Source organism: Agrobacterium tumefaciens, from assembly GCA_025559845.1.
Taxonomy (GTDB): domain Bacteria; phylum Pseudomonadota; class Alphaproteobacteria; order Rhizobiales; family Rhizobiaceae; genus Agrobacterium.
The window spans coordinates 1,000,980-1,018,621 of sequence record CP048470.1; the positions used below are offsets into that span (position 1 = coordinate 1,000,980).

Sequence of the window (17,642 nt, forward strand, 5' to 3'; positions counted from 1 at the left end):
TGGTCATTGCCAACAGGCAAAAAATAGGCGGAGAAAACCGCTATCAAAGACAACGCCAGTGGCAGCTATCGTAGGCGCCCCGATCGCGTCCCGCAGATCGTCATAGAAACCGATACGGTCAGAAGGCATGTCATCTGCGGCAAGCTGCCCAGCCGCGCGAAACAGGTAATAGTCCTCGACCATCGTCCGCAATGGCAGTGACGCAACTTGCGGCCATTTCTCCAATACGCCAATTGCCAAGGCAGCACCGCCGAGAACTTTTTCAATCGGCTCGCCGAGATTTGCCAAGAATTCCGTAGGCCAGTCGTTCGGCAGGTGTTTTGCGACGATCAGGTTTTGCAGATGTGCCAGCAGGAATTCGGGATATGTTTTTGCAGCCAGGGATGGCAAAAATCGATTGCCTTCGCATTCCAGGCTCTGCGCGTGATAGGCATGAAAGGCGACATCGAAACCCTGAACGATGCCTAACCGTACAGTCTCGATAACAATCTCATCGCTGTCTGCCGACACCACGACGTATCCGCCAGGATAGGCAACCGGCGACGGAACCGCGACATTGACGAGACCGGAATGTTCAACTTTCCCGGCAATATGCATGTGCCCACTGAAATGCCATTTCAGGCCGGCTGCCGCCAGGCAACGGCTACTTTCCGGAGACGGCATGCGCTTTTGCCAGTCGGGCGTACAGGCGGCACTGATCTCTCCGTCCGCTCTGGTAAATGCCAAAGGCAATGCAGGGTAATGGGAAAAGGCAAGCAACGTCTTCCTGCTTGCGGTAGCCCGCCGGGCAACATCCTCTATCCAGTCAATCAGATAATCTCTGTTTGCGATTATGTGATCCCAGGCTGCATCCGCTTTCAATTGCCAGCGATCGTCCGCAGGTTCGAAGTGATTGGCATCGAGCAGCAGCAACCACAGTCCGTCCTGTGGCTCGACCAGATAGGATGCATCGAGTCCCGCCATGGCATCGCCTCTCCTTCGACGCGCATCCAGCCTGGGGCGGTCACCAAACGGCGTTTCCCAATGCAGCACATTCTCTGGACGGTCGACACCGTAGGGCGCCATGGCATTCATCGCCTCGAGCGTCGACATTCCCTGCATATCCCTGCAAACAACAGTGTGCTGCGACACACCACCATCGCTTGAAACCCAAACCGGGTTCAGCCCATCTGCTTCCGTCAGATGCTTGCCCTGATGAAGCGGCTGCGGTCCGAAACTATCGTGATTGCCGAACGTCGTGAAAAACCGGAGGCCATACATGTTCTCATAGGATGACAGGACGGCTTTGACCGCGTCCACCGCACCGGGCTGCCCGTCGTCGGAATAATCTCCCAACAACACAACATCGCGAATGCCGCGCTGGACGATATCGTCCAGCACCGCCAGAAACGCAGCATGGCTTTCGTTGAAGACACGCGTGGAAGCCATAGTGTCCACAAGCGTGCGAAGGGCAAGTTCACCACTGCCCTTCTCCACAAAGCCGTAGCCGCCATAAAGATCGTGCAGGTGGATATCGGCGACTACGGCGATTTGCATTAGGCAGCAACCCCGCGCAAGGCGTTACGGGCTACATTGAACAGGTCGGGGCGATCGAGATTGATGTAGTCGACACCGGCATGCGCGATCTCGCGGTGAACTGCCATGTCGTCGCCGCCATAATAAACCATCACCTCCAGCCCGGCCTTGCGGCATGCATCCAACAGACCGGGGCGGCGCATCTGCTCCGGTGTGATCTCGATGAGCGAAGCATGGTGAACGGCACCAACAAGCGACGGTGACTTGGCGATGTTGAGCGTCATCATCTTGCGAAATTCCGGGGCGATGAGTTGCAAGTCACGGCGCATATCTTCGGAAAACGAGAAATAAAACGTGTCGCGGACCATACCGAGGCTACGCACAAGCGCAACCACTTTGGCCGGGTCGCAATATTTCAGTTCAATGTAGACACCGCAGCGACCGCGCAGATGGTCGAGATAAGCATCGAGCCATCGGCTGACCGAACGCTACACACTCACGAATTGACTGAGATAACCCCGGAAACAAATTTGCCAGCGCCCCGCTTACACGAGACGCTGGCAAAAAAGTTTCAGACCTGCCAGTCGATCAGTGCATCTTCACCGGTGTGCTGAAGCGACTGGAGTCGATGACAACGGCACCGGGCTTGAAGCTCGCCGCGGTCGCAGAAGCCGTATCGTGGCTCAGCATACGGTTGGCGACGACACGCGGTGCCTTGACGGAACGTGCTGTTGCGCCCTTGCTCTGGTTAAGCGCCCAGTCGGAAATCAGGTCCTGTGTCAGGCGACCGCCACCAACCATGGCCTGCTGGGAAACCGCAGCATCTTCCTTGTTGGGACGACCACCCTTGGCAGGCAGACCTGCACTCAGACCACCCGCATTGGCTGGCTTCGGATCGAAAGCATCGCCAAAGCCCTTGGCAGGTTCAGCCTTGGCTACATGCGCTGGAGCAGCAGAAGGCTTGTGGCTGTTTGCGGTCGGGAATGCCGCAGCGGTCGGAACCGATGCAGACTGGATCTGTGTGCGGGCAGCCTGGCTGCTCTGCTCGAGAGCGGCAACAACCGTCGGCGACAGCGTATCCTCTGTCGTTTCAGCGAGATCGTCCTGACCTTCCGGATCGGCGTTCGCGGCAGCAAGCAGTGCTTCTGCGACGGCAGGGCGATTGGCCGGAACTGGCACAGCCGCAAGCTCGCCGGTCGTCGCCGGCGTCGCGCCATCGGCGGACGCCGTCATCACACCTTCCGCATCACCCTTCATGGCACGTGGGCCAAGAAGGGTCGGAACGGGAACAGAGACCGCAGCAAGATCAGCAAACTGCTGACGATCGGCCGGAGCCGAGGTCGGGGTCGGCGTGGTCGCAGCCTGCAGAGCATCCTGCGCGGCATTACGCGCCGGAGAATAGAGCGCTGTTGCAAGACCATTATTGGTCGGTTCGTTGCCAAAGGCAGGACGTGCGGTCGGCAGCGGTGCACTCACACCTGGAAGCTGCTCGGCAGACGCCACGGCAACGGGTGCCTCAACTGCTGGTGCTGCGGGTTCCGGAGCGGCCGGCCGGGCAACGGCCGGACGTTCTGCCGGAGCAGGCGTTGCGATGCTATCGGGATCTTCATCCTCGTCGCCGCCACCAAACAGTGTCTGAAGCAGGTTCTTGCGTTTGCCGCCACCGGAGGATTCAGCCGGTCCGGCACCGGCACTGGATGCGACCTGAACGGAAGAAGAGCTGACGCGCTTCTTGTAATCGGCAAGCGCCTGCTCGTAGCCCGGCAACGGTTTGCCGTCAGAGGGAACGTGCAGCGTATTGCCTTTCGGGAAGATGCGAACAAGTTCCTGGCGGCTCATGCGTGGCCAGGCGCGAACCCCACCGACATCCATGTGCACGAAAGGAGAACCGGAGGTCGGATAAAAGCCGACGCCACCAATCTGCATCTGCATGCCGACTTCACGCAGGCGAGAAAGCTTCACGCCCGGAATGTAGAAGTCCATGGCCTTACCGAGCATGTGCTGGCTTTTTTCTGCCACACCCTTGGTGCGCGAACGCAGCAGACCGTTGGTTTCAGGAGAACGGAAGGCGGAAACGACGTGGATGTAGTCCGTCGCGCCACTACGGCGATAGACTTCCCAAACAAGGTCAAAAAGGCGAGGGTCCATGCGCGTTGGCTGATTGCGACGCCAGTCACGCAGGAATCGGTTGAGTTCCTGCAAGCCCTTTTGATCATATTTGCCATTGCGCTTGAAGGTGATGACCGCCTTCTCGCGTGTATGGATGTAGTAGAGTTTGAGGCTACGCGTCTCGGCGGCGGCTTCCGTCGCCGAAACTCCTACGACAGGCATTGCGGCGAGCATCAGGCAGGCAAAGGTGACAGCGCGTGCCGACAGCTTCGTGCATATATCCTTGATCAAGCCGCGCGCGATCTTGCCTGAAAGCGCGATATTCCGATGCAGATATGGCAATTCGATCCCCGCCTGGAAGACAATTTCTGTCACATTGCCTCAAATGAACGTCAAATACGGTGACACGATGGCAAAATTGCCACACATAGACAACCTTCCTCTATATAGTGAATCGCTCACTAACAAGTGGTTTATAGACGGTAAGCGGATATCCTTGACCAGAAGTTAACGAATCTGCCGTTCAGCCCGCAAACGCAAGTTTTGCGGGATCAAGCGACATCTCGTAGCGGATCATCGGGGTCAATGCCATAATCCTTCAACTTTCGGTAGAGAGTCGAACGGCCGATACCCAATTTTCTTGCCACCTGGCTCATCTGGCCTCGGTAGAAGCGCAGCGCGAAACGAATCAGCTCTTCCTCGATTTCCGCCAGCTTGCGGACGTTGCCCGTATCATCGGTACTGGAGATGAGCGTTCCACCGCGATAGATCGTGGTTGATGCTTCTGCTTCATCGATATTGTCGTCCTGGGGCATGTGGTGACTTTCAGCGACGGCCGTTGTCTGGGCAGAACGTGCATCTCTCAACGATGAACTGGGTACGAGACGCAAAGGCTCGTCGAACTCGCTCTGGGACGCAAACTCGGGGACCTGGAAAGCGATCTGAGGGAAATCTGCATCCGTCAGCTCGTCGCCCTGAGAAAGGACGACAGCTCGGAAAACCGCATTTTCGAGCTGGCGGATGTTGCCGGGCCAATCGTAGGCGGTCAGCAGTGCCAAGGCACTGGCGCTGAGACCAATCGGACGTGACAGCTTCTGTTCGATCGAGAAACGCTCTGCAAAAACACGCGCCAGGTGCGGAATATCTTCCTTGCGACGGCGCAGCGCCGGAATGGTGATGGGGAAGACGTTCAGGCGATAATAGAGGTCCTCGCGGAACCTGCCTTCTTTCACCTCGTCAATGAGGTTCTTGTTCGTCGCCGAAATCAGCCGAACATTCACCTTCTGGACCCGTGCCGATCCGACCGTTTCGATTTCACCTTGCTGAACGGCGCGCAAAAGCTTGACCTGAACCTCAAGCGGCAGATCGCCAATCTCATCGAGAAACAATGTACCGCCATCGGCTTCCATGAATTTGCCGACATGCTTTTCGGTCGCGCCGGTGAAGGCACCTTTTTCGTGGCCGAACAGAATGCTCTCGACCAGATTGTGCGGGATCGCTCCGCAATTGACCGTAATGAACGGCTTGTTGGCACGGTCGCCAGCCGACTGGATGGCGCGTGCCACCATTTCCTTGCCAACACCGGATTCACCTTCGAGAACAACCGGAATGTTCGATTGGGACGCACGATGCGCCAACTCGATCACCCGCAGCATTTCCGGGCTGGCGGAGACGATATCGGTAAAATTCACGGCATGGCTCCGGCTGCGACGACCGCTGCGGGCTTTCGCCTCGCGCTGGTCGAGCTTCAGCGCGTTGGCGATGGCCGCGCCTATTCTCTCCGGAGAAACAGGTTTGACGACGAAATCGAAGGCGCCGGCGCGCATGGCCTGAACAACCGTGTCGATACCACCCTGGCCCGTCTGGACTATAACCGGGACATCGGAGCCAAGCTCACCGATTGCTTTGAGAAAGCCGAGGCCATCCATTTCCGGCATCATCAGGTCGAGAACAACGACGTTGATCTCACCGCTATGCTGCTTGAGAAGTTCAAGCCCCACCTTGCCGTTTTCGGCCAGCATGGGAGCGTGTCCATAACGTTCCACCGCATTCTTGAGCAGGCGGCGCTGAACGGGATCATCGTCTATAACGAGAACATGCGCGGTCATTTTTGGCTCCGGTTTCCGGTTTATGGCCCTGCTTCATGCAGTCCCTTGTGCCGCACACTGGCACACGAGACTTGAACATCCAGTTTTGAGAATTGCTTGCATTTTAGTCATCGCTGCGGGAAACAAGAGGCCCATATGCTTTGCAGGCATGACAAGAAGGACATAAGCCAATGACCCTCGACCATCCGATCCGCCAACCGCTCTTTTCCATTGCGGAAACCTCCAATCCGGCGCTTGGCGACCTGCCCGGCTGGAAGCTCTCGGACCTTTATCCGTCTGCGGAGTCGGCAGAGTACAAGGGGGATCTGGAGAAGGCCGAGGCTCTGGCAAAAACTTTCGAAAGCAAATGGAAGGGCAAACTCGAGGCTGCAGCCAAGACATCGGGAAATGACGGCATCGGCGCGGCCCTGAAAGAGTACGAAGCGCTGGACGATCTGCTTGGTCGCATCGGCTCGTTCGCCGGCCTCACATATTTTTCCGACACATCCAATCCTGCGAACGGCAAGCTTTATGGTGACGCACAGGCAAAGCTGACCGACATTTCCGCCCACCTGCTGTTTTTTGCACTGGAACTCAATCGTATTGACGACACGGTGATGGACACCTGCATGACAAACGATCCGCTGGCGGGGCATTACCGGCCGTGGATCGTCGACCTCAGGAAAGACAAGCCGCACCAGCTCGACGATCAACTCGAGCAGCTCTTCCTCGAAAAATCGATGACGAGCGCCGCCGCCTTCAATCGTCTGTTCGATGAAACGATGGCAGATCTTCGTTTCGACATCGATGGTGCGAGCCTGCCGCTGGAAGCAACGCTCAACATGTTGCAGGACCCGGAGACGGACATCCGTAAAAAAGCGGCTGAAGCTTTGACCGCGACGTTCAAGGACAATCTGCGGGTTTTCACCCTCATCACCAACACGCTTGCCAAGGATAAGGATATTTCCGACCGCTGGCGCAAGTTCGAAGACATTGCCGACAGCCGCCACCTGGCAAACCGTGTTGAGCGCGAGGTCGTCGACGCCCTCGCCGCCGCAGTGAAGAATGCCTATCCGCGCCTCTCCCACCGTTATTATGCGATGAAGGCGAAGTGGCTGGGTATGGAGCAGATGGAATTCTGGGATCGCAATGCGCCGCTTCCGGATACCTCGAACACGGTCATTCCATGGGAAGAAGCCAAAGACACGGTTCTTTCCGCTTATGGCGCATTCGCACCTGAAATGGCCGATATCGCCCGTCGCTTCTTCGACGAACAATGGATCGATGCACCGGCCCGTCCAGGCAAGGCACCCGGCGCTTTTGCGCATCCGACAGTGCCATCGGCGCACCCCTACGTACTCGTCAATTATCTCGGTAAACCCCGTGATGTCATGACGCTCGCCCATGAACTTGGCCATGGGGTTCATCAGGTGCTTGCCGGCAGCCAGGGCGCGTTGATGTGCGCGACGCCGCTGACACTTGCCGAGACCGCCTCGGTGTTCGGCGAGATGCTCACCTTCCGAAAACTGCTTGATGACACGAAGGACCGGAAAGAACGCAAAGCCATGCTCGCCCGCAAGGTCGAAGACATGATCAATACCGTTGTCCGTCAGATCGCGTTCTATGAATTCGAGCGCAAGGTTCATACTGCCCGCAAGCAGGGCGAACTGACGTCAGAACAGATCGGAGAGCTGTGGCTCTCCGTTCAGGCCGAAAGCCTGGGGCCCGCCATCCGCATTTCCGAAGGTTACGAAAGCTGGTGGACCTATATTCCCCACTTTATTCACTCGCCCTTCTACGTCTATGCCTATGCCTTTGGCGACTGCCTCGTGAACTCGCTCTATGCGGTTTACCAGAACGCCGAGACCGGTTTTCAGGCCAAGTATTTCGAACTGCTGAAGGCTGGTGGCACCAAACATCACTCCGAGCTTTTGAAGCCGTTCGGCCTTGACGCCACCGACCCGTCCTTCTGGGACAAGGGGCTTTCCATGATCGAAGGTCTGATCGACGAACTCGAGGCTCTGGACAAGCAGGACTGAGCGCCAAATTGCGAACCGGCAAGGCTATCCTATTTCGGACAAGCTTTGCGGGTTCAAATAGCGGCAATACCACCTGACATGGACGCCGAGCCAACGGATGAAGCGCAAACCTGCTGATCTGACTTTGAGAGAAACGATACGATGGGAACCGCAAAGCGGGTTTCAGCGCATCGACCAGCATATGCGCCGCCTCCTACGCTCCGCCGATGCGCTCGGTTTTCGCCCGCCTGCCAACGCGATCAAGGCGCTGGAAAAAGAGGTGAGCGGAGAAATACCGCTCTGCGTCAGGATCGTCATGAACTACAAGGGCGAACTCGATATCGCCACCACCCCGTTCGAGCCTTTGCCTGCCGATACAGTCTGGCGGGTGCGCATTGCCCAAAGCATCCGTCTCGACTCCACCGACACGTTCTATCGGCACAAATCATCCCGCCGTGAGCCTTATGACGCGGCACGTGCCGAATTCTTGGCGACGGACGCGGACGAGGTTCTGCTTCTCAATGAACGCGGAGAACTTTGCGAAGGGTCGTCAACAAGCCTTTTCGTGGAGATGCCGGGTGGGCAATTGCTGACACCACCCCTCGATAGCGGCATATTGCCGGGCGTCCTGCGCGCCGACCTCATCCGAGAACGCAAGGCGCGTGGACAGGTCCTGAAGGCCGATGACCTCGTCGGCAAACGCCTCTTTGTCGGAAACTCTCTCAACGGCCTCATTGCGGCTGAGCTTGTCTAGGCCGCAATGATCGTGCGGCGTTGCCAGCGTTACGCCGGAGTGGACAAGAGACGGTTACGGCCTTTCTGTTTTGCCTCGTAAAGAGCCCTGTCCGCACGCACGAAAACATCGTCAGCCGTATCGCCTGGCCTGGACACAGTCATGCCAGCCGAACAACTATAGGAAAACTCGGGGACAGCGGCAAAGGGGCGCGAAGCCCGCACCCTCTCCAGCAGTCTTTCAACGATCGCATTACCTTCAACAATCGAACAGCGCGGCATGACGAGCATGAATTCTTCACCGCCGATCCGGCCAAAGCAGTCGACCCGTCGTATGACCGAATGCGCTGAACGAACGAAATCGCGCAGTACCGTGTCCCCGGCCTGGTGCCCGAAGCGGTCATTGATCTGCTTGAAGAAATCGATGTCCATCGTGCAGAGACAGAACGAACCTTCAAGTCCTGCCCGGAAACGCTCGATCTGCATATCCAGTTTGGCGAAAACGAAGCGCCGGTTTGCCGTACCGGTCAATTCATCGGTCTGTGACGCTCGGACCGCCAGATCGCGATCCTGCCGCAGGGTACGATATCCCTGCCGCAATTCGGTAACATCGCTGGCCACGCACAGCATCCAGCCGTCCGTCTGCACCGTCTCTGTCATCCAGAACCAACGGCCATCATAGAGATCCATTTCGAATGCCCGGTAAGACAACTTACCGCGCCGCGATTGCGCGGAAAGCAACCATCCTTCGAAATTGGCATTCTTGATAACGACACCAGATCGCATGCGATGGTTCATCCGCATGATCTCCGCCCAAGTGGGAAAATCCTCTGCTTCAAGCTGGAAGGTGTCGCGGAACGCAGGATTGGCGTGCCTCAGCCGATCTTCGGCATCGTACAAAGCAATGAGAACAGGGGTCGTGTCCTGAAGCGCGGCAACACGCTCAATAAGACTATCCAATCGGCAAGTCTCCAATGAAGAGGCACTCGAAGACACCTCCTGATTTGTCCCCACCCCCAGTTCGGTGACATCTCATGGCCGTATCCGCTTCTGATTATAAACGTAGCGTCTAAAATGCGAAGCGCCAGAATGACTTCCAAACCACAAAAACATCCATCGTCATATCGCCGTCATCCCTCTCCCCTTTATTGTGGCGGAATTGTATGATCTAGCTTACCCATTGGCTGAAAAGGAAAAATCACGAATGGCGGAACCAGCTTACCCGATCTATGGCGATATTAGCGGCCCCATCATCATGATCGGCTTTGGCTCTATCGGCCGCGGCACGCTTCCCCTGATCGAACGCCATTTCAATTTTGACCGATCACGTCTTGTCGTCATTGACCCCCGCGAAGACATTGCCGGCTTTCTGGCCGAAAAAGGCATCCGTCATATCCGCACCCATTTGACCAAGAAGAACTACAAGGAAGTTCTCCTTCCCCTCGTCAAGGACGTCGAAGGACAGGGGTTCTGCGTCAACCTCTCCGTCGATGCCTCGTCCATCGATCTCATGAAGCTCTGCCGCAAACACGGAATGCTTTATGTCGATACGGTCGTAGAACCGTGGCCCGGCTTCTACTTCGACAAAAATGCCGATAACGCATCGCGCACCAACTATTCCCTGCGCGAAACCATGCTGAAGGAAAAAGCGGCCAAACCGGGCGGCACGACAGCCATTTCCACCTGCGGCGCAAACCCTGGTATGGTGTCATGGTTCGTCAAACAGGCGCTCGTCAATCTGGCAGCGAATATCGGCCTCGATTTCGACGAGCCTGAGGCAACCGACCGGGAAGGCTGGGCAAGGCTCATGAAACGCATCGGCGTTAAAGGCGTACACGTTGCCGAACGCGACACGCAACGCGCCAGAGAGCCTAAACCGTTCGGCGCCTTCTGGAATACCTGGTCGGTGGAAGGGTTTATCTCCGAAGGTCTGCAGCCGGCTGAACTCGGTTGGGGAACGCACGAAAGATGGGCACCCAAAAACGCCAGGAAACATAAGAAGGGCACCAAGGCAGCGATCTACCTCGATCAGCCGGGGGCCGCAACGCGGGTGCGGACATGGTGCCCGACGCTTGGCGCCCAGTACGGTTTTCTCGTCACCCACAATGAAGCCATTTCTATTTCGGACTACTTCACTGTCCGCAACAGCGATGGCGATGTCGTTTACCGTCCGACGTGTCACTACGCCTACCATCCGTGCAACGATGCAGTCCTTTCACTGCATGAAATGTTCGGTAATGGCAGCAAGCCGCAGGCTGTTCAGCATGTGCTTGGTGAAGATGAACTGGTCGATGGTGCCGATGAGCTCGGTGTTCTGCTGTTTGGCCATGAAAAGAACGCCTACTGGTATGGCTCTCGGTTGACCCTCGAAGAAGCGCGAACTCTTGCGCCGTACCAGAATGCGACCGGCTTGCAGGTGAGCTCGGCGGTGCTGGCCGGCATGGTCTGGGCGCTTGAAAATCCAGCCGTTGGCATCGTTGAAGCGGACGAAATGGACTATCGCCGCTGCCTGGAAATTCAGCGCCCGTATCTCGGCCCGGTCGAAGGACACTATACGAACTGGACACCGCTCGACGGCCGCCCTGGTCTGTTTCCCGACAATATCGACATGTCCGATCCTTGGCAGTTCAAGAACATCCTTGTCCGCTGAAAAAGGTATTTCTCGTGATCGTGACCGTCGAGCTTTCGGATTCGTCTGTGGAACCTGTGCGATACATCAGCGTTGCCTTGAAATAACAAAAACTTCACGGCATGGTCGAACAACACCGGCTTTACCGAATCGCAGGAGAACAGGCCCATGAACTTCAAGACGAGCGCTGCTTTGCTTTGTGCCGCAATTGCGGTGTCATCGTGTGTTGCGCCGGGACCCTCCTCGCAATCACCGAGCATGCCATCCGTTTCGCGGGGACCTGCGGTGGACGGCCGATGGATTGACCGTAACGGCATTATCTCGACATTCCAGAACGGCTCGTTCTCCACGCGTTCAAGCGACACGAATACACTTCTGGCATCTGGTACGTATGTCACGATCTCGCCGACGCTTTATGAGATCAACATGACATCGCTGGTGCGCAACACACAGTCGCGCGTCAACTGCGCACTGGTCTCACCGTCGCAGTTGAACTGCACGACGGACACCAACAGTCAGTTTACCCTGAACCGCGAGGGCTGACCCTACTTCCATTTCTGAATATTCGAAAATGCACGCTTAACGCGTGCATTTTCTTTATTTCATCCCTGTCACATTTTCTCTTGCCGTCCCGCGCCGCAGATGAAAACATCGCTCGCGGAAAGACTGACATACTTTCGCGTTAGACAATGAGCACGAACATGCGCGGACAGTGATCGAGCCGCCTCGTTCCGCGTGAAAAACAGGAGAGGGACTATGAAGCGATTTTTGAGACTGGGGATGCTGAGCGTATCGGCGATGACGCTTTCGGCCGGAGCTGCTTTTGCCGATTACGAACTCAATATTCTTCATATCAACGATTTCCACTCCCGTATCGAAGCGATCAACAAGTTCGACTCGACCTGCTCGGCGGAAGAAGCAGGCAAAAACGAGTGCTTCGGCGGCGCTGCGCGCCTGCTGACCGCGATCAACAAGACACGCGACGCGCTCAAGGCTGACGGCAAGAACGTTTTGCTTCTGAACGCCGGTGACAATTTCCAGGGATCGCTGTTTTACACCACCTATAAGGGTACGGTGGAAGCAGAAATGCTGAACGCCATGAAGTTCGACGCCATGACCGTCGGCAACCATGAATTTGACGATAGCGAGGACGGCCTCGCAGGCTTCCTCGACAAGGTTCAGTTCCCCGTCGTAACTGCCAACGTGGTTGCCAGCGCCGCTTCGAAAATTGGCGATCGGGTCAAGCCCTTCATCGTTCTCGATGTTGGTGGTCAGAAGATCGGCATCGTCGGCGCCGTCGCAAACGACACACCGGAACTTGCAACACCCGGTCCAAACATCACCATCGCCGATGACGTGGCGAAAATCACCGAAGAAGTGGTGAAGCTCAAGGAACAGGGCGTCAACAAGATCATCGCTCTGACCCATGTCGGCTATCCGCGTGATCTGGAATATATCGCCAAAATCCCCGACATTGACGTTGTTGTCGGTGGCCACTCCCACACGTTGCTGTCAAACACCGATAGCAAGGCGGAAGGCCCCTACCCGACCCTGGTCGACAATCCCGGCGGCTACAAGGTTCCAGTCGTTCAAGCTGGCCAGTACAGCAAATATCTTGGTGACCTCCGCGTTCTCTTCGATGACAACGGCGTCGTGAAAGAAGCCAAGGGCGACCCGATCCTGGTCGACGCCTCCTTCACGCCTGACGAAGCCATTACCAAGCGGATCGATGAGCTGAAAGCACCGATTGAAGAGCTGAAGGCCAAGGTTGTCGGCTCCTCCGAAGGCGCAATTGAAGGCGACCGCAAGATTTGCCGCGTCAAGGAATGCTCGATGGGCAACCTCGTTGCCGATGCGACCCTGGACCGCGTCAAGGATCAGGGCGTCACGATTGCTTTTGCCAATGCAGGCGGGTTGCGCTCGTCCATTGACGCGGGCGACGTGACCATGGGCGAAGTTCTGACGGTTCTGCCCTTCCAGAACACCGTCGCAACTTTCCAGTTGAAAGGCGAAGACATCAAGGCCGCACTTGAAAACGGCGTCAGCCAGATCGACGACGTCGCAGGACGCTTCATGCAGGTTTCTGGCATGAAATATTCATTCGACCGCTCGAAGCCGGTCGGTGAACGCGTCACCGACATTCAGGTCAAGGACGGCGAAGGCTTTGTAGCGCTCGACCCGGCCAAAACCTACACCGTTGCGGCCAACAATTACGTCCGCACCGGCGGCGACGGCTTCAAGGTCTTTAACGATAAGGCCATCAATGCCTATGATTTCGGACCAAATCTCGAAGAAGCCGTTGCGGCTTACGTGGGCAAGAACAGCCCTTACAAGCCTTACACGGACGCTCGCATTGCTGAAGTAACACCGGCCGGCTACGTCGCTCCCGCCAAACCGGCGGCACCCGCCGCCGCTCCTGCGGCAACGGCGCCTGCGCCCGCAGCAACGGCGCCAGCTGCAACCGCACCGGCTCCTTCCGCTCCAGCAGCAGCACAGGCCGCGGCGAAGTATGTCGTCGAAAAGGGCGACTCGCTGTGGAAGATCGCGACCGAAAAATATGGCAACGGCGCTCTCTGGACGAAGATTGCCGGTGCAAACGCGCTGAAACGTCCAAACCACATCGAAATCGGCGAGGAGCTGGAGATTCCGGCGAACTAAGCCGAACCTTACTCACAGGGCAATTTGCCGCAGACAAGAAAGCCAGTCCCAAGCGGGGCTGGCTTTTTTATTTTATCATAAAAATCATTATCTTACGCAGCACACCTCGGCGAGGATCAGCCCACCCGCCGTGCAACCCGAGGAAATCGCAGCCGCAGATGGTTCAATCCTGAAAAATTTAGTCTAGAACACGATGAACCATTCGACGGCAAAAACGTAGTGCCATGCAATTCGAGTTTCAGGGTATTCTTCATGGTGGCAAACATATCCGCACTTCCCGCAAACCATCCTGCTGTTTCGTTCGGCAAGGTCGGTGTCCTCATCGTCAATCTGGGAACACCTGACGGCACCGATTACAAATCGATGCGGCGTTATCTGGCGGAGTTTCTGAGCGATAAGCGGGTTATCGAATGGTCACGACTGTACTGGTATCCAATACTTTACGGCATCGTCCTCAACAAGCGTCCGCAGAAGGTTGGCAAGGCTTATGAAGAGATCTGGAACCACGATCTGAATGAAAGCTATCTCCGGACCTATACGCGCAATCAGTCCGATCTGATGGTCGATCTCCTCAAGGATCTGCCGAATGTGGTCGTCGACTGGGCGATGCGCTACGGCCAGCCGTCCATCGCGTCCAAGATCGATGCGCTGAAGGAACAGGGCTGCGAAAAAATCCTGCTTTTCCCGCTATATCCGCAATATGCGGCATCGACGACGGCGACCGTCAACGACAAGGCATTCGAACATCTCATGAAGCTGCGCTGGCAGCCGGCACTCCGCACCGTGCCGCCTTATCATGATGACCCGGCCTATATCGACGCCCTCGCAACCTCCGTGAAAAAACATCTGGCGACGCTCGACTGGGAGCCCGAGATGTTGATCACCTCGTTCCACGGCATTCCCCAGTCCTATTTCCAGAAGGGCGATCCCTATTATTGCCACTGTCAGAAAACTGCCCGCCTGCTGCGCGAGGCATTGGGACTGACGGACAAGAACTTCATGATTACCTTCCAGTCGCGCTTCGGACCGGAAGAGTGGCTGCAGCCTTACACCGACAAAACCGTCGAGAAACTGGCCTCGGAGGGCATCAAACGCATCGCCGTCATGAACCCCGGCTTCGTTTCCGATTGTCTTGAGACACTCGAAGAAATCGCTGGTGAGGCCGGTGAGATTTTCCTGCACAATGGCGGCGAAAAGTTCACGCATGTCCCTTGCCTCAACGACAGTGTGGAAGGCATGAATGTTCTCGAAAAGGTTGTGCGCCGGGAGTTGCAAGGCTGGGTATAATCCTGCCATAAGCAATCAAGGGTGCGAACTCCGAACGAAACGGATCGCGGAGGAAATGCGATGATTGAATTGGGCGGTTTCGATATCGTCGTTCTGGCGGCGGTGGTGCTGGTTATTCTTGTGCTGTTTGCCGGCATCAAGACCGTGCCGCAGGGTTATCGCTACACCGTCGAACGGTTTGGCCGTTATACGCGGACACTGGAGCCCGGCCTCAACCTGATCGTACCGTTCTTCGAGCGCATCGGTGCGCGCATGAACGTCATGGAGCAGGTTCTGGACATTCCGACCCAGGAAGTCATCACGCGCGACAATGCCAGTATCGCGGCCGATGCCATTGCTTTCTACCAGGTTCTGAATGCCGCTCAGGCAGCCTATCAGATTTCCAACCTGCAGATCGCTATCCAGAACCTCACCATGACCAACATCCGCTCGGTGATGGGTTCGATGGATCTCGACGAATTGCTGTCAAACCGCGATACCATCAACGAACGGCTGCTGCGCGTTGTTGACGAGGCCGTCGGACCGTGGGGTATCAAGGTCACGCGTGTCGAGATCAAGGATATTGCTCCACCCAAGGATCTTGTCGATGCCATGGCGCGACAGATGAAAGCCGAGCGTGAAAAGCGCGCGCAGGTGCTGGAAGCGGAAGGCTCGCGCAACGCGCAGATCCTGCGCGCTGAAGGCGCCAAACAATCGGCCATCCTCGAAGCGGAAGGACAGCGAGAAGCTGCGTTCCGTGACGCAGAAGCCCGCGAACGTCTGGCTGAGGCTGAAGCAAAAGCAACTCGTGTGGTGTCCGAAGCCATTGCTGCCGGCAATGTTCACGCCATCAACTACTTCATCGCACAGAAATACACCGAAGCTCTTTCCGATATCGGCACGGCAAAGAATGCCAAGATCGTCTTGATGCCGATGGAGGCGTCCTCCCTGATCGGCTCGCTTGGTGGCATTGGCGCGGTTGCGAAGGAAGTGTTCGGCGACAAGAGTGACGCCGCTGCAACACCTTCAACTCCGGCTCCATCGCGCTCCGTTCCGCCAAGCGGAAGACCGGCCGGCCACACCATCAATGTGAGCGTGCCGGGCAATCCGTTCGGCTCGTCATCGGAGAAGTAAAATGCTGCAACGGCTTGCCGCAGAGCTTGGTCCCTGGAGCTGGTGGATCGTCGCCTTCATCCTGCTCGCGGCGGAGCTGATTGCGCCGGGTGTGTTCCTGATCTGGATCGGTCTAGCGGCACTGGTGATTGGCGCGCTCTCGCTGTTTCTGTGGGACGCGGCTGTCTGGGCATGGCAATTGCAGTTTGTGCTGTTTGCAGGTCTGTCGGTCGCGTTTGCCCTGCTGGGCAGACGCTATTTCGGCAAGAACCGTGACACCAGCGACGAACCATTCCTCAATCAGCGCGAAGCAAGTCTTGTCGGCCGTACGGCCACATTGCAGGAGCCGATCGTCGAAGGTCGAGGCCGTATTCGTCTCGATGACACCTGGTGGCCGGTAGACGGCAAGGACATGCCGGCAGGAACACGGGTTCGGATCGCCTCCGCCCGTGGGCGGACCCTGACGGTGGAAGCCATCGAATCCTAGTTAGCTGTTGTTAAGCCACGCCGATCCGCAAAAGATCGTGGAAGTGCACTAGGCCGACAGGGCGATTTTCTTCGTCGACGACAATAAGCGCGCCGATATGAAATTTCTCGAGGACCGCGAGAGCGCTCGTCGCCAACACCGATTTTTTGACCGTTTTTGGCGTACGGGTCATGATGTCGTCAACGGTCAGTTCGGCGAGATTGCGCGAAAGATTGCGCGCCATATCGCCCTCCGTCACGATGCCGCAGAGCCGTCCATCCTCATCCAGAACGCCAACACAGCCGAAGTGTTTGCGCGACAAGACGCTGACGGCATCGGGCATTGGCGTGCCCTTATTGACGAGCGGCACACGTTCACCGGTGTGCATGATGTCGCTGACAAGCGTCAGGCTCGCGCCGAGCTTTCCACCCGGATGGAATACCTTGAAATCGCCTGCGGTAAAACTGCGTGCTTCCAGAAGTGCCACGGCAAGCGCATCACCGAGCGCCAGTTGCATCAAGGTCGACGTCGTCGGCGCAAGTCCGAGCGGACATGCTTCTTGCTCATTAGGAACAAGCAGCACGATATCCGATGCCTTTGCCAGAGATGACGTTTCCGAGCAAGTCAGGGCAACAAGCGGGATCGAGAAACGACGGGTATAATTGATGATGCTGCGCAGCTCCGCGCTCTCACCACCCTTGGAAATTGCCAGCACGACATCATTGCCGCCGATCATTCCAAGATCGCCGTGATTGGCTTCAGCCGCATGCACGAAAAAAGCAGGTGTTCCGGTCGATGCAAAGGTCGCTGCAAGCTTCGCGCCGATATGCCCGCTTTTGCCGACGCCGGTGATGATAAGGCGTCCTTCTGACTGGCCGATTATCTCGATGACCTTGCAGAAGGGTTCAGCCAATCCGTTGGTCAGAGCCCGCTCAAGGGCGGCAAGGCCTTCACGCTCCATGGAAATCGTCCGCAGCGCGGATTCGATCGCATTGTCTTCGACCAGGTTCACAGCTCTCGTAATCATGGCCGACTGTTACTCTTTCCCC

General features: G+C 56.9%; 13 protein-coding genes and 1 pseudogene. 8 read left to right on the forward strand and 6 right to left on the reverse strand.

Translation table 11 applies throughout. The annotated features are described in order from the left end of the window. Positions 1-3: 3 nt before the first annotated feature. The 4 genes and pseudogenes from FY156_20970 to FY156_20985 form a co-directional block, all read right to left on the reverse strand. Positions 4-1,536: a metallophosphoesterase gene (locus FY156_20970; protein UXS03991.1), complete on the reverse strand. Its 1,533-nt coding sequence runs from the start codon at positions 1,534-1,536 to the stop codon at positions 4-6. Next, positions 1,536-1,985 (reverse strand): annotated as a pseudogene (locus FY156_20975) (glycerophosphodiester phosphodiesterase). Before FY156_20975 ends, FY156_20970 begins: the two are co-directional and overlap by 1 nt. Positions 1,986-2,103: 118 nt before the next feature. Further along, the gene (locus tag FY156_20980) at positions 2,104-3,999 is read right to left on the reverse strand and encodes a DUF882 domain-containing protein (protein ID UXS03992.1); all 1,896 of its coding nucleotides are present in this window, start codon (positions 3,997-3,999) and stop codon (positions 2,104-2,106) included. Positions 4,000-4,175: 176 nt separating this feature from the next. Further along, complete coding sequence (locus tag FY156_20985; GenBank protein UXS03993.1) at positions 4,176-5,732, reverse strand: sigma-54-dependent Fis family transcriptional regulator; 1,557 nt, start codon at positions 5,730-5,732, stop codon at positions 4,176-4,178. 170 nt (positions 5,733-5,902) lie between these two features. Here FY156_20985 and FY156_20990 point away from each other — a divergent pair, with 170 nt between their 5' ends. Both FY156_20990 and FY156_20995 read left to right on the forward strand, forming a co-directional pair. After that, positions 5,903-7,750: a M3 family oligoendopeptidase gene (locus tag FY156_20990; GenBank protein UXS03994.1), complete on the forward strand. Its 1,848-nt coding sequence runs from the start codon at positions 5,903-5,905 to the stop codon at positions 7,748-7,750. A 97-nt stretch (positions 7,751-7,847) separates the two neighbouring features. Next, a complete protein-coding gene (locus tag FY156_20995) occupies positions 7,848-8,483 on the forward strand; it encodes a hypothetical protein (protein ID UXS03995.1) in 636 nt (211 codons plus the stop codon). Positions 8,484-8,512: 29 nt separating this feature from the next. On the opposite strand, the gene FY156_21000 is transcribed toward FY156_20995, so the two are convergent. Next, positions 8,513-9,421: a diguanylate cyclase gene (locus tag FY156_21000; protein ID UXS03996.1), complete on the reverse strand. Its 909-nt coding sequence runs from the start codon at positions 9,419-9,421 to the stop codon at positions 8,513-8,515. A gap of 244 nt (positions 9,422-9,665) precedes the next feature. Here FY156_21000 and FY156_21005 point away from each other — a divergent pair, with 244 nt between their 5' ends. The 6 genes from FY156_21005 to FY156_21030 all read left to right on the forward strand — a co-directional run bounded on the left by FY156_21005 (position 9,666) and on the right by FY156_21030 (position 16,614). Next, positions 9,666-11,111, forward strand: coding sequence for a homospermidine synthase (locus FY156_21005; GenBank protein ID UXS03997.1), 1,446 nt, complete (start codon positions 9,666-9,668; stop codon positions 11,109-11,111). A 147-nt stretch (positions 11,112-11,258) separates the two neighbouring features. Then, positions 11,259-11,633, forward strand: coding sequence for a hypothetical protein (locus FY156_21010; protein UXS03998.1), 375 nt, complete (start codon positions 11,259-11,261; stop codon positions 11,631-11,633). 213 nt (positions 11,634-11,846) lie between these two features. Then, a complete protein-coding gene (locus FY156_21015) occupies positions 11,847-13,748 on the forward strand; it encodes a LysM peptidoglycan-binding domain-containing protein (protein UXS03999.1) in 1,902 nt (633 codons plus the stop codon). A gap of 252 nt (positions 13,749-14,000) precedes the next feature. Then, positions 14,001-15,035, forward strand: coding sequence for a ferrochelatase (locus FY156_21020; GenBank protein ID UXS04000.1), 1,035 nt, complete (start codon positions 14,001-14,003; stop codon positions 15,033-15,035). 60 nt (positions 15,036-15,095) lie between these two features. Further along, a complete protein-coding gene (locus FY156_21025; GenBank protein UXS04001.1) occupies positions 15,096-16,148 on the forward strand; it encodes an SPFH/Band 7/PHB domain protein in 1,053 nt (350 codons plus the stop codon). Position 16,149: 1 nt separating this feature from the next. Further along, entirely contained in the window at positions 16,150-16,614 is a 465-nt protein-coding gene (locus tag FY156_21030) for an NfeD family protein (GenBank protein ID UXS04002.1), read from the forward strand. A 10-nt stretch (positions 16,615-16,624) separates the two neighbouring features. Here FY156_21030 and FY156_21035 read toward each other — a convergent pair whose 3' ends face one another. Continuing rightward, positions 16,625-17,620, reverse strand: a complete 996-nt coding sequence (locus FY156_21035; GenBank protein ID UXS04003.1) for a KpsF/GutQ family sugar-phosphate isomerase — start codon at positions 17,618-17,620, stop codon at positions 16,625-16,627. Positions 17,621-17,642: the final 22 nt, after the last annotated feature.